Genomic DNA, 19,519 nt, shown 5'->3' on the forward strand with positions numbered 1-19,519 from the left:
ATGCGGAGCACGCTAGGTATCGATGTCGCTCCGGCCCAGGGACGCCCTGGCCCGCTTCGCTGCACTGCTAGGGCGGCCCGGCCGAGGTGCTGGAACGGTGGGACAGGGCGTCCTACCCGCCGACCCCCAGCCTGTCGGCGAGCCGCAGCACTGGCGCATCCCGACGCCCGGCGCTCTCGCGCAACTCGGTGACGAGGCGGCGGGACGTCGAGTGGTAACGCATCCACTCGGGCGCGTCCCGCTCGGCCATGAGCAGGGCGCGTGTCGCCGCCGCGTCGTCTTCGAGGTCGTGATGCGCCAAGGCCCGGTCGACGTGGAAGCGGGCCCGCCACGTGGGCGGGAGAGAGGCCAGGGCGGGCACGCCCCGGGCCTCGCGGACGGCGCGCTCGCTCTGCTCCATCTCGACCAGGAAGTTGACCTTGGCGACACCGGCGTTGGTCGGGCCGAAGGGGATGGCGTAGACGATCTGGTCCTCCCCGATCCGCTCGGCGGCCGCCGAGGCCATCCGCAGGAGGTCGGTGACCGCGGCATGCCGCTTCTGCCGTACGGTGGCGGTGGCGGCGCGCAGCAGCAGGATGCCCCAGAGCGCGATGTCCCGGGGCGGCGAACGGAAACCCGGTTCGATCGCGTCCGCGCGGACCGTCGCCACGCGCTCGGCGTCGGCGAGACGGCCCTGCTTGGTGAGCACCCAGCTCAGGGTGGATGCCGAGAGAGTCTCCAGGTGCGGGTCGTCGGAGAGGCGGACCGCCGCCAGGGAACGCTCCATGGCGGTGAACGCCGCGTCCTCCTTGCCCAAGGCGGCCAGCGTCGTGGCGGCGACCTGGTAGGCGACGGCCAGGACGGAGTTGGCGGCGGCCGCCTCCGCACCGGTGAAGGCGTGGGCAGCCGTTCGCGCGTCGCGGATCAGGCTGGGCAGCAGGACACCGATATCGCCCATCCGGCCCTCGCGCCTGATGCCCTCCGTGGAACGGAGCGCCGCGCGCAACTGGCCGATGGTCGGGGGCTCTTCGTGATCCTCCTCCCCGAGGAGGTCCGAGACCGGCGACACGGCGCGGCGCAGAGCCAGGACCGACGGGGCCTCTTCCTGAGCGGGCCGCTGGATCTCGAAGGTCCCGGGCTGGCCGACGAGGTGGGACGGCTCGGTGTCCAAAGCGGCTGCGAGCGCGTTGATGCTGGACAGCCGTGCCGTTCTGCGGCGGCCCTGCTCCAGTTTGCGGACGACGTCCACCGAGAGGCGGGCCGCCTCGGCCAGCTGCTCCTGCGTCAGGCCACGGCGCAGCCGGAGCCGGGCCAGCCGGTCGCCCATCCCTGCTTCGTACGCGGCACTCATGAAGCCCCCCGCCGGAAGGTGTTCCAGCAACGGTACGCCCGGTGGCCCGGCGGGCCGCAAACGTACGGAGGCCGAGGCGGCGCAGGCCCGGGCCGCCACGGATAATTCTCCGGCGGCCGTACCCTGGAGGAGTGAGTACGACCCCCGAATCCCGGCCCGACGCCGACGCGGAGCCGCAGGAGAGTCCGGTGCGGCCGGAGACCGTGGAGACCGCGGCGAACTCCGAGCGGCCCCCTCGGCCCCCGCAGCCCGCGGCGCACGCGGCGCTGATCTTCGACGACCCGCTGAGCCGACGGTCGTCGGACGACACCGACCGTGGCTGGGGCGAGCGTCCGGGCCGTACGGACAGTGCGGCCGACCTCGCGCGCTTCCTCGACGAAAAGCCGCCCCACCACCTCTGACCGAGGCGCCGGGACGGCTTCGTGGGACCGGGGTCCGTCGCGGCGTCCGTTACTGCGACTTCTGCGTGACGACCGAGCCGCTGCCGCCATGGCCGGGCGAGCCCATGGACGAACCGGACAGCGAGCCGTTGCGCTGCGCCACGAGCGCGTCGCGGATCTCCGTCAGCAGTTCGACCTCGGTCGGGTCCACCGGGCCGTCGTCCACCGGCTTCTTGGCGTCCTGGCGCGCCTTCCACTTGTTCATCGGCAGGATCATGAGGAAGTACACGACCGCGGCGGTGATCAGGAACGTCAGGACGGCGCTGAGCACCGAGCCCCACAGGATGTAGATCCCGTCCGTGAAGTCGCCGGTCTTGGCGTCCGTGGAGCAGGTGGTGAGGCAGGCCTTGTAGTGGTCGAGGTTCTGCGAGCCCAGAGCGCCGACGATCGGGTTGATCACGCCCTTGACCACGGCGTTCACGATGTTCGTGAACGCGGCTCCGACGACCACGGCCACCGCGAGCTCGATCACGTTGCCGCGCATCAGGAATTCCTTGAACCCCGAAAGTACGCCCGTCTTCCCGCTCACCCGAAAGCCTCTTTCCACACTCACTACGAACCGTGCAACGAACAGCACCGCAACCTACGGCAGGGCAGGGCGAGGCTGTCCAATCCCATGACCTGAACCGGTGAGCGGACAGAGCGTCCGTACGGATCGGCGCCGCGTCCCGGTCGGCCGGAGAAGAGCCTTCCCCACGGCACGACGGACGCACCCCGCCACTTTCGCCAGTGTCGCGCGCATATCGGGCAAAGGCCACTCGATCTTCGCCGGGCGCGGTCCGGGACGTCATGACTGCCCCCAGCCCGGGTGGCCCCCGGGTGCCGGGGCGGCACAGGCACCCGAAGGGCCCGAGGCGCGGCCTTCGCCGCTCTGGTGGGCCGTGGCGGTCAGGGCCGCGGCGGTCATCGCCAGCCCCGCCGTCATGGTGCGCCGACGGCGCCGTACCGCCCTGCGCAAGCGGTGACGCCCGCCCTGCGCCCGTACGGGAGTGAAGTGCGCAACCTCACACGGTGGAGGGAGGGGGAGGGGAGGAGCGATGTCGTGATCGAGGTCGAGGTCGTGGGGCACGGTAACCACCGCCTGCGGTGCCGGAATCGGTGCGGACGAGCTCCACCGTGCCGGACTTCGCCGGAGCCCGCTCGGCCCTGTGGACAACGGACACCGACGCGCGCGGGCCGACGTTCGCTACCCGCCGGTTGTGGAGAAAACGGTCACCCTCACGGGCCTCTCCTCCCCTCGCAGCCCTCCTCCGCCCCTCACGGCAACGGAATTCCCAGATCCCAGCTTGCGGGCCGACGCCGCTGCCGGGTGGCCGGTCGTGCCGTAGGGGGGTAGGGCGTGATCTCCGTCACGGCGCCCGGGAACGAGGAGAAGCCGGGTCCGCCGATGACGCCGGAAGCCCCGCCGTCGGTGACGGCGGGGCTTCCGCGAAGAGCTGTCCGGTACGGGTACGTACGTGACCGACCGGGGTACCGCAGGAGTGTCGCCGGGCGGGGCCGGAGCCTCGCTCAGGCGACCGAGGTCTTGGGCGTCGAGCTGGAGCCCGTACCCGAAGAGCTCGACGAGCCGGCGGACGACTTCGACTCGCTGCCCGAGGACGACGAGGAAGACGACGAGGAGCCGGAGTCCGAGGACGCGGAGCCGGACGACGAGGACGAGCTCGACGCGGGGGTGCTGCTGGACGACGAGCCGCGGCTGTCGTTCCGGTAGAACCCGGAGCCCTTGAACACGATGCCGACCGCGGAGAACACCTTCTTGAGGCGTCCGTTGCAGGCGGGGCACTCGGTGAGCGCGTCGTCGGTGAACTTCTGCACCGCCTCAAGGCCCTCGCCGCACGCGGTGCACTGATACTGGTAGGTCGGCACTGTGACTTCCTCCTGGCACTCTCACTCAATGAGTGCTAACGACGCTCCATAGTGCAGTATTCCGGCCCGTCAGTCCACTGTTGCCGGTGAGCGGTGACCCACCCCACGTCCGACGACCAGGGTTTCGGTGCGCGGCACCAGGTGCCCCCGGAACACCGCGAGCACCACCAGCGCCAAGCCCGTACCGCACAGCGGAACCAGGAATCCGGCATGCGGACCGAAGTGGTCCGCCAGCAGACCGGCGACCGTCGACGCCGCGGCCTGGCCGAGACCGACCGCGCCGGTCAGCCAGGTGAACGCCTCCGTACGGGCGGATGCCGGGACCAGCGAGTCCACCAGCGTGTAGCCGGTGATCAGCGCCGGGGCGATGCACAGGCCCACCAGCAGGCCCACCGCGCCCATCAGGGGCGCCACACTCACCGCCCACAGCGGGGTGGTCAGCAGCGTCAGCAGCGCGTACCCGACCAGCAGGCGGCGCCGGGGTCCGACCTTCCAGGAGATCGCGCCGCACACGATGCCGGCCAGCATGTTGCCCGCCGCGAAGACCCCGTACAGCAGGCCGTTGATGCCGGGCTGCCCGATGTCCTCGGCGAAGGCCGTGAGGGAGACCTGCATCCCGCCGAAGACCGTGCCGATGCCGAAGAGGCCCGCGATCAGGACCCGCAGACCCGGCACCGACAGCGCCGAGACGCGCTTGGCCGAGCTGTCGCCGGACCGGTGCACCGGCGGCTGGCTGCGCCGCTGCGCCGCGAAGAGCAGGCCGCCGCCCAGCGTCAGGACGCCCTCGGCGACCAGGCCGGCCGCCGGGTGGATGCCGGTGCACAGCGCGGTCGCCAGCACCGAGCCGACGACGAAGGTGAACTCGTCGGTCACCGACTCGAAGGCGGTGGACGTCGGCATCAGGGGCGTACCGGTCAGCTTGGCGGCCCACCGGGAGCGCACCATGGGGCCGATCTGCGGTGTCGAGGCGCCGGTCGGTACGGCGATGACCAGCAGCGCCCACAGCGGGGCCTGCGACAGCGCCAGCGTGATCATCGCGGCGACCGCCGCCGCGTGCACCAGTACGCCGGGTACGAGCACCGCGCGCTGCCCGAACCGGTCGGCCAGCTTGCCGCTCTGCGGCGCGAACAGCGCCATCGAGACGCCGGTGACCGCCGAGACGACACCGGCGGTGCCGTACGAGCCGGTGGTGTGCTGGACGAGCAGCAGGATGCTGAACGTCAGCATCGCGAAGGGCTGGCGGGCCAGAAAGCCCGGCAGCAGGAACGCCCACGCCCCGGGGGTACGCAACAACTGCCCGTAACCGGGACGGGCGTCCTTGGCCGGTGTCTGCTGTGCGGGGGTGGTCGTGTCCTGGACGGCCTCGTCCTGGACGTCCTTGCCCGCGTTGTCCTTGACCGCGGATGCCACGGCCGAGCCTTTCTACCGCCTGGTAGCGCGCTGTCCGCGAGGTTGTCACGGGGTGTGCGCGCCGAGAGCTGTCCTCTCGCGCAGGACCGAGTGATACCGCGTGGTCCGCACCGGGGAGGTGGCTGCGTGTGGCAGGGGACCGCGGCCGCCGAGCGGTCGCGCCAGCTCTGCTTCAGGCAGAGTTGGTTCCTTTGATTGCCATGTCATAGTACAGGCCGATACGTGGGAAGCCCTGGCGTCGGCCAGGGCTTCCCACGGCGATTTTCGGCATGTTTGTTGGTTGATCCCGGTCGGTCCCGGTTGTTTGCCGCCCGGGCTCCGGTTGCTCGCCGCGGTCGCCGGTCGTTCGCCGTCCGGGCGCGCCGGTGGCCCGGCATCAGGTTGCCGGCTGCCCAGCGTCCGCCCGGTCGCTCAACGCGCCGGCGTGTGCGGCGGCCGCCCACCGGTCGCTCCGTCGGGCCGGCCCCCGGCAGCTCCGTCGGGCTTCCCTTCGACCTTCCCGTCCGGCCGCGCGGCGGACCGGCCACCGGCCCGCTCCCCGGCCCGTGCACCGGCCCGCTCCCCGGCCCGGCCACCGGGATGCTCCCCGGGCCGCTCCCCGGCCCGCACCCCGGACCGGTCGCCCGGCCGCAGCCCCGCCTTCTGGAGGGCCCGCCGCCCGCCCGGCCCGCCCGGCGCCAGCCAGCCGGCCAGTTTGCCGTGCTGGGAGACCGCCTGGAGCCGGTTCTCGACCGCGTCCCGTACCGGGTCCGTGGCCACGACCAGCAGGTCGTCCCCGCGTCGCAGCACGGTCGTGGGCGACGGTACGAAGCTGGTCCCGTCCCGTACGACGAGGGTGACCGCGGCTCCCGGAGGCAGCCGCAGTTCGTTGATCTCCACGCCGTGCATCCGCGACTTCGGACTGATCGTCGTGGACAGCAGATGGCCGCGCAGCCGCTCCAGCGGCGCCGACTCGATCCCCAGGTCGGCGGCCTCCTCGTCGTCCCCCAGGCGCAGCTTCCTGGCCAGCCAGGGCAGCGTCGGACCCTGGATCAGCGTGTAGACGACGACCAGGATGAAGACGATGTTGAAGACCCGGTCGCTGCCGGGCACACCGCCCACCATGGGGATGGTGGCCAGCACGATCGGTACGGCGCCGCGCAGCCCCGCCCAGGACAGCAGCGCCTTCTCGCGCCAGGGCACCTTGAAGGGCAGCAGCCCGAGGAACACGGAAGTCGGCCGGGCCACGATCGTCAGGATCAGGCCGATGACCAGCGCCGGCACCGCGTCGTCGAACAGCGTGTGCGGGGTGACCAGCAGACCGAGCAGCACGAACATGCCGATCTGGCCGATCCAGCCGAGACCTTCGGCGAAGCCGCGGGTGGCGGCCGAGTGCGGCAGTTTCGCGTTGCCGAGGATCAGCGCCGCGATGTAGACCGCGAGGAAGCCGGAGCCGTGCGCCAGCGCGCCGGCCGCGTAGGCGGAGACCGCGATGGCCATCACCGCGATCGGGTACAGGCCGGACGCGGGCAGCGCGACATGCCGCATCCCGTACGCGCCCAGCCAGCCGACGGCCAGGCCGATGGCCGCGCCGATCGTCAGTTCCAGGGCGATCTCGCCGATCAGCGTGTACCAGTGCTCCACCGGCCCGGCGGTGGAGAACGCGACGACGAGGATGACCACGGGGGCGTCGTTGAAGCCGGACTCGGCCTCCAGGACGCCGGTCAGCCGGGCGGGCAGCGGCACGTTGCGCAGGACGGAGAAGACCGCCGCCGCGTCCGTCGAGGAGACCACCGCGCCGATGAGCAGCGCCTGGCGCCAGTCCAGACCGACGAGGTAGTGGGCGCCGGCCGCGGTGACCCCCACGCTCACCGCGACACCGAACGTCGACAGCACCGCGGCTCTGGGCAGCGCGGGTCTGATCTCTTTCCACTTCGTGCCGAGGCCGCCCTCGGCCAGGATCACGACCAGGGCGGTGTAGCCCAGTATCTGGGTCAGCTCGGCGTTGTCGAAGACGACACCGCCGAATCCGTCCTGCCCTATGGCGATTCCTATCCCCAGATAGATGAGCAGGCTGGGCAACCCGCTGCGGGAGGAGACGCGTACCGCTGCCACCGCGACGAGCAGGACGAGGGCGCAGATCAGCAGGAGTTCGTTGAGGCGGTCGACAGTCAGGACTGGTCCTTCCTCGTGGCGGGCCGGTCAGGCACGGGAGCGGGCACAGGGCTGTGGAACGAGCGGGCTTTCCTTACCGTATCTAGTTACTGAGGCTAACAATTTACCATTGCTTGAATCTTGGAGGTGCCGCCGGCTACACCGCGTAGGGCTCGGCGGACCCGTGCGCCTATGGTTGCTCCAGCACTCCCACCCTGCCCCTCGAAGGACAGAGATGCCCGCCAACAAGTCCGCCCCCGCCCCTGACAAGGCTGCGAAGAAGCCGAAGAAGAAGGGGCGGCGCGGCCGCCTCGTCGCGACCACGGTCGTGCTTCTGCTCGTGGCGGGCATCGGCTACGGCGCGTACTGGGGCGTCAGTACCGTCCGCGCCTCGTACCCGCAGACCACCGGTTCCCTGAAACTGGCCGGCCTGACCGCACCCGTCGACGTCTCACGCGACGGCAACGGCATTCCGCAGATCTACGCCGACACCGACGAGGACCTCTTCCGCGCCCAGGGCTTCGTACAGGCCCAGGACCGCTTCTGGGAGATGGACGTACGCCGTCACATGACGGCCGGCCGCCTCTCGGAGATGTTCGGTCAGAGCCAGGTCGACACCGACGCCTTCCTGCGCACGCTCGGCTGGCACGACGTCGCACAGCGGGAGTACGACACCAAGCTCTCCCCGGAGACGAAGAAGTACCTCCAGGCGTACTCCGACGGCGTCAACGCCTACCTCAAGGACCACGAGGGCTCGGCGCTCTCCCTGGAGTACGCGGCGCTCGGTTTCCAGAACGACTACAAGCCGCAGAAGTGGACCCCGGTCGACTCGGTGGCCTGGCTCAAGGCGATGGCCTGGGACCTGCGCGGCAACATGCAGGACGAGATCGACCGCGCCCTGCTGACCAGCCGCTTCAGCCCGACGCAGATCGACCAGCTCTACCCGAAGTACCCGGCCAAGCGGAACCGGCCGATCGTCGACGGCGGCGCGGTCGACCCGCTCACCAAGGACTTCGACGCCAAGGCGACGCCGAGCGGCGGCCTGCAGAACAACTCGGGGTCGGGCACGGGTACGGGCACCGGGACGGGCTCCGGCACCGGTACGGGCACCGGCACCGGCCCGGGGAACGGCGCCGGCACGCGTACGGGGCAGGGAGCCGGCAACGGCACGGGCACCGGGACGGGTACGGGCACCGGAACCGGAACGGGCACCGGAACCAACTCCGCCTCCGCCGCCACCCAGGGCGTGCAGACCCAGCTCTCCTCGGTCTCCAAGTCCCTGGAGAAGATCCCGGCCCTGCTCGGCCCCAACGGCAACGGCATCGGCTCGAACTCCTGGGTCGTCTCCGGCGCCCACACCACCACCGGCAAGCCGCTGCTCGCCAACGACCCGCACCTGGCCCCCCAGATGCCGTCCCTCTGGTACCAGATGGGCCTGCACTGCCGCACCACCAGCGCCAAGTGCAACTACGACGTCTCGGGCTACACCTTCTCCGGGATGCCCGGCGTGGTCATCGGCCACAACCAGGACATCTCCTGGGGCATGACCAACCTGGGCGCCGACGTCACCGACCTGTACCTGGAGAAGATCAGCGCCAACGGGTACCTGTCGAACAACACGGTCAAGCCGTACAAGACCCGCAAGGAGACCATCAAGGTCGCCGGCGGCGCGGACCGCGAGATCACGGTCCGCTCGACCGACAACGGCCCGCTGATCTCCGACCGCGACGACGAGATGACCAAGGTCGGCAAGCACGCCCCGGTCGGCAACGCGGCGCCCGACCGTGGCGACGGCTACGGCATCTCGCTGCGCTGGACCGCCCTGGACCCCGGCAGGTCGATGGACGCGGTCTTCGAGCTGAACCGCGCCAAGAACTGGACGGACTTCCGCAAGGCCGCCGCCCACTTCGAGGTGCCCTCGCAGAACCTGATCTACGCCGACACCAAGGGCAACATCGGCTACCAGGCGCCCGGCCGGATTCCGGTCCGCGGCAAGGGCTACGACGGCACGCTGCCCGCCCCCGGCTGGGACCCCAAGGCCCGCTGGGCCGGCTACGTGCCCCAGAAGGCGCTGCCCAACGAGTACAACCCGGCGCGCGGCTACATCGTCACCGCCAACCAGGCCGTCGTCGACCCGGACAAGTACCCGTACCTGCTGACCAAGGACTGGGGCTACGGCGCCCGCAGCCAGCGGATCAACGACCTCATCCAGTCGAAGATCAAGGACGGCGGCAAGGTCTCCACGGACGACATGCAGACCATGCAGATGGACAACAGCAGCGAGATCGCCAAGCTGCTGACGCCCTACCTGCTGAAGATCGACGTGGACGACGCGTACGTCCGTGAGGCGCAGAAGCTGCTGGAGGGCTGGGACTACACCCAGGAGCCCGACTCGGCCGCCGCCGCCTACTTCAACGCGGTCTGGCGCAACACCCTCAAGCTGGCCTTCGGCAACAAGATGCCCAAGGAACTGCGCGTCGAGGGCCAGTGCCTCAACGTCCGCCCGGCCGACGACACCGGCCCGGCCGACGACCAGGACAAGCTGGTGCGCGAGTGCGGCCAGCGCGCCCCCGACCAGGCGCAGCCCGACGGCGGCGACCGCTGGTACGAGGTCGTCCGGAACATCATCGACGACCCGAAGAACGACTGGTGGAAGACGGAGTCCCGGCCCGGCCGGGTCCTGGACGCCAACCGCGACCAGCTCCTCAAGCACGCCATGCGGGACGCCCGCTACGAGCTGACCAGCAAGCTGGGCAAGAACGTCGACAACTGGAGCTGGGGCCGCCTGCACCAGATGTTCCTGAAGAACCAGACCCTGGGCACCAGCGGCCCGGGCCTCCTCCAGGGCCTGTTCAACCGTGGCCCCTGGAACGTGGGCGGCGGCGAGGCGGCCGTCAACGCCACCGGCTGGAACGCGGCCGGCGGCTACGAGGTCACCTGGGTCCCGTCGATGCGGATGGTCGTCAACCTGGCCGACTTGGACAAGTCGCGGTGGATCAACCTGACGGGCGCCTCCGGGCACGCGTACAGCGCGCACTACTACGACCAGACGGACAAGTGGGCCAAGGGCGAACTGCTCCCGTGGGCCTACTCCCAGAAGGCCGTCAAGGCCGCGGCCAAGGACACGCTGACGCTGTCGCCGTGACGAACGCTGCGGCGGACGCCGTGACGGGGCGCTGACCTCGCAGGCCGGGCGGGCTCGAATCCCTTCGAGTCCGCCCGGTTCTGTTCACGGTGGTCCATGAAGGGTTACGGCGGTCCCCGGCTGCCTCCCCCCGGGGGCGACTAGGGCGGAGGCGACGGCACAGCGAACCGGTGCACACCCCCGGGCGTCACCGCCACGTCCACCGGCCGGTCGTGCTCCTCGGCCGGCACCTCCGCCAGCACCTCCGCGTCGTACAGCAGCACCACCTTCGCCGGCCGGACGCCCGCCTTCTCCAGCCGCTCCAGCACCCGGTCGTACGACCCGCCGCCGCGCCCGAGCCGCATGCCGCGCCGGTCCACCGCCAGCCCCGGCAGCAGCATCGCGTCCGCCTCGGTGACGGACCGCGGGCCCAGCCGGGGCCCGGCGGGCTCCCGCAGGCCCCGCGCGGCCCGTACGAGGCTCTCGGCGCCGTCGTACGGGGCCCAGTCCAGGTCGTTGTCCGGCAGCAGTACGGGCAGCAGCACCCGTACCCCGGCGGCGTGCAACTGGTCCAACAGCGCGTGTGTGGACGGCTCGCGCCCCACCGACACGTACGCGGCGACCGTGCCCGCCCCGGCCAGCTCCGGCAGGGCCAGCGCACGGCGCGCCAGCACCGCCCCCGCCGCCCGGATTTCACCGGCCGGCAACTGGGCCCTCATGTCCAGGAGATCACGCCGCAACCCGCGTTTCCCACCGTCGTAACCGCTCATGATGCGCCGTCGCTCCCGCTCCTGTGACCCGTTCACCGGACCCCGCCTTCCGGTGCAAAGTGCCGGTTATCGTGATCCGCATGACTCCATCGCGTACTCGGATCACCAAGGCTGTCATTCCGGCAGCCGGTCTCGGGACCCGCTTCCTCCCGGCGACCAAGGCCACGCCCAAGGAGATGCTGCCGGTCGTCGACAAACCCGCCATCCAGTACGTCGTGGAGGAGGCCGCCACCGCCGGACTCAGCGACGTCCTGATGGTCACCGGCCGCAACAAGCGCCCCCTCGAAGACCATTTCGACCGCAATTACGAGCTGGAAGAGGCTCTGGACCGCAAAGGGGACGAATCGCGCCTCGCCCGTGTCCAGGAGTCCAGCGACCTGGCCACCATGCACTACGTCCGCCAGGGGGACCCCAAGGGCCTCGGCCACGCCGTCCTGTGCGCCGCCCCGCACGTCGGCGACCAGCCCTTCGCGGTCATGCTCGGTGACGACCTGATCGACCCGCGCGACCCGCTGCTCCAGCGCATGATCGAGGTGCGGGAGCAGCACGGCGGCTCCGTCATCGCCCTCATGGAGGTCGATCCGGCGCAGATCGGCCTCTACGGGTGCGCGGCCGCCGCCCCGGACGGCGACGACGACGTGGTGCTCGTCTCCGACCTGGTCGAGAAGCCGGACCCGGCCGACGCCCCCAGCAATCTCGCCATCATCGGCCGGTACGTCCTCGACCCGGCCGTCTTCGAGGTGCTGCGCAGGACCGCGCCGGGCCGTGGCGGCGAGATCCAGCTGACCGACGCCCTCCAGGCGCTCGCCGCCGACCCGGACCTCGGCGGGCCCGTCCACGGTGTGGTCTTCAAAGGGCGCCGCTATGACACCGGCGACCGTGGCGACTACCTCCGCGCCATTGTCAGACTGGCATGCGAACGTGAGGACCTGGGCCCGGAGTTCCGGACCTGGCTGCGCAGCTTCGTCAGCGAGGAGATGTGACACCGTGAGCGCCACCACCGGCCGGATCAGCCACCAGGAACGCGTCTGGTCGGTGGCCGACCACCTCGAAGACGTCCTTTCCAAGATCCACCCGCTGGAGCCCATCGACCTCCACCTCCTGGACGCGCAGGGCTGCGTGCTGGTGGAGGACGTCACCGTCCCCGCCGCCCTGCCGCCCTTCGACAACAGCTCCATGGACGGGTACGCGGTCCGCGTCGCCGACGTGGCGGGCGCCACCGACGACTTCCCCGCCGCCCTGACGGTGGTCGGCGACGTCGCGGCGGGCAGTGCCGAGCTGCCCGCCGTCGGCCCCGGCGAAGCCGCCCGCATCATGACCGGCGCGCCCCTTCCCCCCGGCGCGGAAGCCGTCGTGCCCGTGGAGTGGACCGACGGCGGAACGGGCGGCGGGCCCGCCGAGGCGATGCGCGCGCACAGCGCCGTGCCCGAGGCCGCCGGCGGCGAGGTCCGGATCTACCGCCCGGTCGACGAGCGGCAGCACGTACGCGCCCGCGGCAGCGACGTCCCGGCCGGCGAACTGGCCCTGCCGGCCGGCACCGTCATCGGCCCCGCCCAGACCGGCCTGCTCGCCGCCATCGGGCGCGCCTCGGTCCGGGTCCGGCCGCGCCCCCGGGTCGTGGTCCTGTCCACCGGAAGCGAACTGGTCCAGCCCGGCGAAGAGTTGGCCCCCGGCCAGATCCACGACTCCAACAGCTTCCAGCTCACCGCCGCCGCCCGCGCGGCCGGCGCCATCGCCTACCGCGTCGGCGCCGTCGCCGACGACGCCGAGACGCTGCGCGCCACCCTGGAGGACCAGCTCATCCGGGCCGACATCCTGGTCACCAGCGGCGGCGTCAGCGTCGGCGCGTACGACGTGGTCAAGGAGACCCTCGCCGACCTCTCCGCCGAGGAAGGCACCGTCGAGTTCCGCAAGCTGGCCATGCAGCCCGGCAAGCCGCAGGGCTTCGGCCTCATCGGCCCGGACCGCATCCCGCTGCTGGCCCTGCCCGGCAACCCGGTCAGCTCGTACGTCTCGTTCGAACTGTTCGTCCGCCCCGCCATCCGTACGCTCATGGGCCTGCCCGACGTGCACCGCCACACCTCCCGGGCCACCTGCGGCGCGGCCGTCGACTCCTCCCCGCAGGGCCGGCGCCAGTTCCTGCGCGGCCGGTACGACGCCGACACCGCCACCGTCACGCCCGTGGGCGGCGCCGGGTCCCACCTGATCAAGGCGCTGGCCCAGGCCAACGCGCTGATCGTGGTCCCGGAGGAGACGACCGAGGTCGCGGAGGGGGCGGAGGTGGAGGTCGTGCTGCTGGGGTGAGGGGCCAGGGGTGGGGGACGAGGCGGGGGGGGGTGGGGCGGGCGGTGTCCGTGCGGTGCCGTGGGGCCGTCCGCACGGTGCTGCGGGGGGCATACGGTGCTGCGGGGCGTTCATACGGTGTAACGGGGCCCGTCCGCACGGTGGCTGTGGGGCCGTTCGTACGGTGCCGTGGGGGCCGTCGGTACGGTGTCGTGGGGCCGTCCGCGTCGAACGTGCGTGCCGTCAGCACCGGGGAGCCGGGTGAGGGCCGACGCCTGCGGGTACGGTGTCGTCGCACAGGCGGCACGGTCCGGACCGGGAGAACGATGAGCAGCGGCCAGCAAGACCTCACCCACCTCGACGCGTCGGGCGCGGCCCGCATGGTCGACGTGTCCCAGAAGGACGTCACCGCGCGCACCGCCCGCGCCAGCGGCCGCGTCCTGGTCGCGCCGCGCGTCGTCGAGCTGCTGCGCGGCGAGGGCGTCCCGAAGGGCGACGCACTCGCCACCGCCCGCATCGCGGGCATCATGGGCGCCAAGCGCACCCCCGACCTGATCCCGCTCTGCCATCCGCTCGCGATCTCCGGAGTGGAAATCGACCTCCGGGTGGCCGACGACGCCGTGGAGATCCTGGCCACGGTCCGCACCACGGACCGCACGGGCGTGGAGATGGAGGCCCTGACGGCCGTCTCGGTCGCCGCCCTGACCGTCGTCGACATGGTCAAGGCCGTCGACAAGGGAGCGGTCGTCACCGACGTACGGGTCGAGGAGAAGACCGGCGGCAAGTCGGGCCACTGGAGCCGGTCATGACCGCGGACCGGCACCGCCCCGGCCAGGGCGGACACGGCGCGACGGCAGACCCGGGACCGGAAACCGCGCCCGGCGCGGTGCGCGGCCCGACCGCGAACCCGGGACCGGAGTCGGCCACCGGCCGCCCCGCCGCCACGCCGCCCAACCCCGGACCGGGCACTGCGGCCCGGGCTCCCGGGGCTCCCGCTCCTGCCGGTCCGGGTCCGAGCCCGAGCCCGAACCCGGGGGCGTCCCACCGCCCACACCGGGACGCCCCGTCCCAGAACCCCTCGCCCCGGCGACCCGCCCCCGCACCATCGCCCGAGTCCCCGGCCGAGGTACCGCCCCGAGCCCTCGTCGTCACCGCGTCCAACCGCGCGGCGGCCGGTGTGTACCCGGACAAAGGCGGGCCGCTGCTCGCCGAGGGCCTGGCCGCGCTGGGCTTCGCGGTCGACGGGCCGCGGGTGGTCCCGGACGGCGAGCCCGTCGAGACCGCCCTGCGCGCCGCCGTCACCGCCGGCTACGACGTCGTCCTGACCACCGGCGGTACGGGCATCTCGCCCACCGACCGCACCCCCGACGTCACCCGCCGCGTCATCGACTACGAGGTCCCCGGCATCCCGGAGGCGATCCGCGCCGCGGGCCGCGCGAAGGTGCCCACCGCCGCGCTCTCCCGGGGCCTGGCCGGGGTGGCGGGCCGTACGCTGATCATCAACCTGCCCGGCTCCACCGGCGGTGTCCGCGACGGCCTGGCGGTCCTCGCCGACCTCCTCCCGCACGCGGCGGACCAGCTACGGGGCGGCGACCACGGGCCGACGCCGACGCCGACGCCGGCACCCCCGGATCCCACCTCCACCGGGAGCGCACACTGAACGCCCCCTGGCCCGTCGTACTGGCGGACGGCGAGACCGCCCTCCGCCCGATAAAGCTGCGCGACCAACGCGCCTGGCGCGACGTCAACCGCCGTAACCGCGACTGGCTGCGCCCGTGGGAGGCGACCATCCCGCCGCCCCCGCCGGGCGTCCCCGCGCCGCACCGGCCCACGTACCGTCAGATGGTCCGGCATCTGCGCGCCGAGGCGCACGCGGGCCGGATGCTGCCGTTCGTCGTCGAGCACCGGGGCCGGTTGGCCGGGCAGCTGACGGTGGCCGGGATCACCTGGGGCTCGATGTGTTCGGGCCACGTCGGCTACTGGGTCGACGAGGCGGTGGCGGGCCGCGGCGTCATACCGACGGCGGTGGCGCTCGCCGTCGACCACTGCTTCCGCTCGGTGGGCCTGCACCGCGTCGAGGTCTGTATTCGGCCGGAGAACCTGCCCAGCCGCCGGGTCGTGGAGAAACTCGGCTTTCGCGAGGAGGGGCTGCGGCCGCGCTATCTGCACATCGACGGGGCCTGGCGCGACCACCTCGTATTCGCGCTGACCGCGGAGGAGGTGCCCGAGGGGCTGTTGAGCCGCTGGCACCGGGAGAAGCCCAGCACACCCCACAAATAAAATACGTGTTCGAATATTTTCACCAATTGACCACAAGCGCGTACGGCTGATCTCAACAATCACAAAAAAAGTTCGAGATATCAGCCAGATCGTGCGACACACCGGCTCAATTGGCGGATGGCCCCCTGCAAACCCCTCTACCGTGTGAGACGTGAGCAGCAGCGGCCTCATCTACGCAGTCATCGTCGGGGCCTGGGCCGCCTACTTGGTGCCGATGTGGCTTCGCAGGCAGGACGAGCTCAATGAAGCCCGGCCGACGGAACGCTTCAGTACCGCCATCCGGCTCCTGTCCGGACGGGCGGCGATGGAGCGCCGTTACGCCAAGGGGCTGGAGGGGCAGGGCAGCCGGCCCACCGACGATGCGGGCGAAGCGCGAGAGCCGGACGCCGCGGCCGAGGAGGCCGACGTCCGGGACTTCGACGCGCCCGCGGACGAGGCCCCGCCCGCCGCTCACCGCCACGCGGCGCCCGCGCCCGGCAGCGCGTCCTCCGGCGGCGCGTCCCCCGGCGGCCGGCCCGCCTCCACGAGCGCCGCTGCCTCCGGGCCCGCACCCGCTCCCCGCCCCGGCAAGAAACCCGCCTTCAACCGGGCCTCCACCGCCGAGCGCATGAAGCGCGCCAAGGTGCTGGCCCGCCGTCGGCGCACCACCACCGTCCTCTTCCTCGCCTTCACCGTCGGCACGATCATCGCGGCCGTCGGCGGCCTCGCCTTCCTCTGGGCGCCGGCCATCCCCGCCATACTCCTCAGCGCGTACATCGTCTACCTCCGCGCCCAGGAGCGGCGCCGCTTCACCTTCACCATGGACCAGCGCCAGGCGGAGGCGGCCGCCCAGCGGCTGCGGGAGGGCAGGCCACGCCCTCCCCAGGCGTCCCAGCAGCCCCCCGCCGACGAAGCCCCCGCTGAGGACGCCGCCGCCACGCCCCCCGCCCCGGCACGCACCGCCGCGCCCGCCTCCCGCCCCGAGCCGGCGTCGACAGCCGGCCGCCGCGCCCTGGTGGAGGAGACCGACCACGCGGAGTGGGTGGACCAGCAGCGCGAACGCGAGCGCACCGAGCCCGGCGGCTGGGACCCCGTCCCGGTCCCGCTCCCGACGTACGTCACGGCCCCGGTCGCCCCGCGCGCCACCAGCCATGTCGACCTGGACGCCGACGACGCCTGGAGCTCCGCCCGCTCCGGCCCGGCCACCGAAACCCCCCAGCCGACCCCGTCCACCACCCCGCAGCGCCGCGCCGCCCCCGGCCGCCGCACCCGGGGCCGCACCCCCTTGTTCGACCAGTACGCCGACGACGACCGCCCCCGCGCGGCGAACGAGTGAGCCCCCACGGCTGACCAGCACGGGAAGCGATTTTTGAGCACCCCGGCAAGGATGCTAGAGTTTCACTCGTCGCAAGGGCCTGTGGCGCAGCTGGTAGCGCACCTCGTTCGCAACGAGGGGGTCAGGGGTTCGAATCCCCTCAGGTCCACCGACGGACTGTTTCCGAGTTGGCTCGGGAGTGGTTCACGAGATCCCGTCCGATCTGTTGATCGGGCGGGATCTTTGCGTTGCCCCGGGACCGGAGGGTGTGCTTCGGCGGAAGTGTGCGGACCGCTGTGCCGGACGCAGGGGAATCTCTCGCCGCTCCGGCTCAGGAGTTACTGCGAAGGGGCGCGGTCGGTTACTCGACGGCCGATGCCGGCCGGCGTGTCGTGCCTACCCCAACTGCGGTGCTGGCGAGAGCTGTTGCCATGATGGGTCAGGTTCCTTATGGGCAGCGAGGGGGAGGCGTTGTACATGGTTCGCACGGTGGTTCCGGTGGGGTTGGCTGTTGTTCTGGCGGCAGTCGGTGTGCTGCATTTCGTCTGGGCTTTCTCGACCTGGCCGATGAAGGACACGGTGACATTCACCAAGACGATCGGTGGCAGCGACGACGGTGTGATGCCGTCGGCGCCGAGCACAGTTCTGGTGGGGGTGGCGCTGATCGGTGGCGCCGTGCTCACTCTCATGGTCAACGAGTCCATTCCGGCGATCGGCCCGGACTGGCTGCGGCTGGTGGGTATGTACGGACTGGCCGCGGTCCTGCTCGCCCGTGGCTTGGGCGGGTACTTCATGAACTCCGGAGCCGCCGTCGAGTTCCAGCGGCTGAACAGCTTCCTGTACTCGCCGTTGTGCGTGGTGCTCGGCGTCCTGGGCGGGATCGTCGCGGTGGCCGCGAGCAGGCGCTGACACGGCGTGGGGGCGGTCGAACGAGGGTTGTCCACAGGCCCAGTTGATTGTCGGTCCTGGGCTCTAAAGTTGTTTTTTGCGGGGCCGGTGGGCTTCGTCATGGGTACGTGATCGGGTATCCGATGGCGGTGGCGACGGGAGGACACATGGCCAAGGAACGGGCGTTCGGGCCGCATCAGCTGGCCGAGTGGCTGGGGATCGAGCCGCGGCATGTACGGCGTGCCGAGACCCGGGGGCTGATTCCGCCCCCGGACGTGGGGGACGAGCGGTGGTCGGTGGGGTTGGCCAAGACACTGCCGGACCGGGTCGAGGAGATCCTGTCCGTGGTGGGCGACGAGAACTACGGGGATGCGCAGGGCTCCGGGAAGGCCGGGCGGCGTCAGCCGGTCAAGGGGGACACGCTGGGGCCGCACCAACTGGCGAGCGAGCTGGAGCTCCAGCGGTGGCAGGTCGGCCGGGCCGAGCAGCGGGGGTTGCTCCCGCCGCCGGACGTGGACGGCAAGCGATGGTCGCGGGAGGTCGTGGAGGGCTTGCGGGAGCGGGCGGCAGAGATCAGGGAAGAGCTCGGCGACCACCCCGGGCTGGGGTCGATCGACGCGGCGAAGCACCTGGCCGAGCGTATGGAGCTGGGGGTCGAGCGGGAGGACGTGCGGATGCTGGCGGGGCAGGGGCACCTTCGGCCGGTGGGGGAGTTCCGGGGGTATCCCATGTTCAGCCTGGAAAGCCTCGACGGGCTGGACGAGGAACTGGTCGCGGGGGTGGTGGGTGAGCGGCAGCGGTGGATGGAGCGGAGCGTGACGGCCAAGGAGGCAGCGGCGCTGTTGGGGTGGTCGGCCGGCCGGTTCGAGGTGACGGCGGAGCGGAACGGTCTGGGCCCGGGGCGGCTCGGCCGGTACGACCGGGCGGAGGTCGAGGCGTTGCCGGAGAGGGACGGGGCGGAGGGGAGGGGCTGAGGGGGAGGGGGTGAGGTGATTGAGGGGGGTGGGGGTGAGGGGCCGGAGGACTGTGGGTTAGGTGGGGAGGAGGGATCGGGCCTGGGCGCGGGCTTGGAGGATGGGGGTGGGGAAGACAGCCAAGCCGTGTGTGACCAGGGCGCCTTCGTGGAGGAGCAGGAGGGTCCGGGCCAGGCGGTCCGGGTCCGGAGCGGCCAGGGTGCGGGCGAGGTCGGTGAAGAGGGCGAGCATCCAGGCCTTCTGACCGGTGATGATCGCGTACGCCGGGTGGGCCGGATCACTGATCTCCGCGTGCGCATTGACCATGCCGCAGCCCTTGGTGCTGTGCTCCACGGACCAGGCGTGTGAGGCGTCGAAGACGGCCAGGATGCGGGAGGCCGGGTCGGGGCCCGCGGCGTCGAGGTGTTCGCCGAGGAACGCGCGCCAGCGTTCGTCGCGTTCGGCCAGGTACTCCACGACGATCTGCTCCTTGGAGCCGAACCTGTCGTAGAGCGTCTTCTTCGTGACCCCGGCCTCCGCCGCGATCAGGTCGACGCCGACGGCGTGGATGCCGCGCTCGTAGAACAGCTTGGCGGCAGCCGCGCGCACGCGCAGGGCGCCGGGGGTCATGGGGACGCGGTGCGGGGGGTTCGGGGCGGAGTGCGCCGGGGTGGGTGCTTCGGGGGTGGGCGTTTCTGGGGCGGGTGCTTCCGGGGTGGGCGAACTGGGGGCGGGTGTTCCGGGAGCA

At 71.8% G+C, this 19,519-nt stretch carries 16 protein-coding genes, 1 tRNA gene and 1 pseudogene; 11 read left to right on the forward strand and 7 right to left on the reverse strand.

The features are described 5' to 3' along the window. Positions 1-112 precede the first annotated feature (112 nt). Positions 113-1,330 (reverse strand): helix-turn-helix transcriptional regulator, encoded by a 1,218-nt coding sequence (locus AB0A97_RS16270; protein ID WP_361149656.1) that lies wholly within the window; start codon positions 1,328-1,330, stop codon positions 113-115. Between the two features lie 203 nt (positions 1,331-1,533). Between AB0A97_RS16270 and AB0A97_RS16275 the strand changes: the two genes are divergently transcribed. Next, the gene (locus AB0A97_RS16275) at positions 1,534-1,731 is read left to right on the forward strand and encodes a hypothetical protein (protein WP_361150183.1); all 198 of its coding nucleotides are present in this window, start codon (positions 1,534-1,536) and stop codon (positions 1,729-1,731) included. Between the two features lie 49 nt (positions 1,732-1,780). Here AB0A97_RS16275 and mscL read toward each other — a convergent pair whose 3' ends face one another. From mscL to AB0A97_RS16295, 4 genes are all read right to left on the reverse strand, one after another. Then, entirely contained in the window at positions 1,781-2,299 is a 519-nt protein-coding gene (gene mscL, locus AB0A97_RS16280) for a large conductance mechanosensitive channel protein MscL (RefSeq protein ID WP_361149658.1), read from the reverse strand. 980 nt (positions 2,300-3,279) lie between these two features. After that, entirely contained in the window at positions 3,280-3,636 is a 357-nt protein-coding gene (locus AB0A97_RS16285) for an FmdB family zinc ribbon protein (protein ID WP_361149660.1), read from the reverse strand. A gap of 69 nt (positions 3,637-3,705) precedes the next feature. Next, positions 3,706-4,929, reverse strand: a complete 1,224-nt coding sequence (locus AB0A97_RS16290; RefSeq protein ID WP_361150185.1) for an MFS transporter — start codon at positions 4,927-4,929, stop codon at positions 3,706-3,708. Between the two features lie 528 nt (positions 4,930-5,457). Then, positions 5,458-7,140, reverse strand: coding sequence for a potassium/proton antiporter (locus AB0A97_RS16295; protein WP_361149662.1), 1,683 nt, complete (start codon positions 7,138-7,140; stop codon positions 5,458-5,460). Between the two features lie 274 nt (positions 7,141-7,414). On the opposite strand from AB0A97_RS16295, the gene AB0A97_RS16300 reads away from it, so the two are divergent. After that, positions 7,415-10,324, forward strand: a complete 2,910-nt coding sequence (locus AB0A97_RS16300) for a penicillin acylase family protein (RefSeq protein WP_361149665.1) — start codon at positions 7,415-7,417, stop codon at positions 10,322-10,324. A 140-nt stretch (positions 10,325-10,464) separates the two neighbouring features. Here the strand turns inward: AB0A97_RS16300 and AB0A97_RS16305 are convergent, their stop codons facing one another. Then, on the reverse strand, positions 10,465-11,073 hold the full coding sequence (locus AB0A97_RS16305; RefSeq protein ID WP_361150187.1) for a 5-formyltetrahydrofolate cyclo-ligase: 609 nt from the start codon (positions 11,071-11,073) through the stop codon (positions 10,465-10,467). 80 nt (positions 11,074-11,153) lie between these two features. On the opposite strand from AB0A97_RS16305, the gene galU reads away from it, so the two are divergent. The 9 genes and pseudogenes from galU (at position 11,154) to AB0A97_RS16350 (ending at position 18,792) form a co-directional block, all read left to right on the forward strand. Further along, entirely contained in the window at positions 11,154-12,056 is a 903-nt protein-coding gene (gene galU, locus AB0A97_RS16310) for a UTP--glucose-1-phosphate uridylyltransferase GalU (RefSeq protein ID WP_361149667.1), read from the forward strand. 4 nt (positions 12,057-12,060) lie between these two features. Continuing rightward, complete coding sequence (glp, locus tag AB0A97_RS16315) at positions 12,061-13,377, forward strand: gephyrin-like molybdotransferase Glp (RefSeq protein WP_361149670.1); 1,317 nt, start codon at positions 12,061-12,063, stop codon at positions 13,375-13,377. Between the two features lie 305 nt (positions 13,378-13,682). Next, positions 13,683-14,165, forward strand: a complete 483-nt coding sequence (gene moaC / locus AB0A97_RS16320) for a cyclic pyranopterin monophosphate synthase MoaC (protein WP_125046493.1) — start codon at positions 13,683-13,685, stop codon at positions 14,163-14,165. Positions 14,166-14,491: 326 nt separating this feature from the next. Continuing rightward, positions 14,492-15,016, forward strand: a pseudogene (locus AB0A97_RS16325) (MogA/MoaB family molybdenum cofactor biosynthesis protein); the annotation flags it as partial. Beyond that, on the forward strand, positions 15,013-15,636 hold the full coding sequence (locus AB0A97_RS16330) for a GNAT family protein (protein WP_361150189.1): 624 nt from the start codon (positions 15,013-15,015) through the stop codon (positions 15,634-15,636). The pseudogene AB0A97_RS16325 and the gene AB0A97_RS16330, both read left to right, overlap by 4 nt. A gap of 151 nt (positions 15,637-15,787) precedes the next feature. Beyond that, positions 15,788-16,951: a gephyrin-like molybdotransferase receptor GlpR gene (gene glpR / locus AB0A97_RS16335; RefSeq protein WP_361149672.1), complete on the forward strand. Its 1,164-nt coding sequence runs from the start codon at positions 15,788-15,790 to the stop codon at positions 16,949-16,951. Between the two features lie 75 nt (positions 16,952-17,026). After that, positions 17,027-17,099 (forward strand) — tRNA-Ala (locus AB0A97_RS16340). A gap of 308 nt (positions 17,100-17,407) precedes the next feature. Continuing rightward, positions 17,408-17,839: a DUF3995 domain-containing protein gene (locus AB0A97_RS16345; protein ID WP_361149674.1), complete on the forward strand. Its 432-nt coding sequence runs from the start codon at positions 17,408-17,410 to the stop codon at positions 17,837-17,839. 146 nt (positions 17,840-17,985) lie between these two features. Then, the gene (locus AB0A97_RS16350) at positions 17,986-18,792 is read left to right on the forward strand and encodes a hypothetical protein (RefSeq protein ID WP_361149676.1); all 807 of its coding nucleotides are present in this window, start codon (positions 17,986-17,988) and stop codon (positions 18,790-18,792) included. Between the two features lie 57 nt (positions 18,793-18,849). Here the strand turns inward: AB0A97_RS16350 and AB0A97_RS16355 are convergent, their stop codons facing one another. Continuing rightward, a complete protein-coding gene (locus AB0A97_RS16355) occupies positions 18,850-19,401 on the reverse strand; it encodes a TetR/AcrR family transcriptional regulator (RefSeq protein WP_361149679.1) in 552 nt (183 codons plus the stop codon). Between the last annotated feature and the right edge of the window lie 118 nt (positions 19,402-19,519).

Origin of the sequence: Streptomyces sp. NPDC045470 (genome assembly GCF_040646595.1) — a bacterium.
GTDB lineage: Bacteria > Actinomycetota > Actinomycetes > Streptomycetales > Streptomycetaceae > Streptomyces.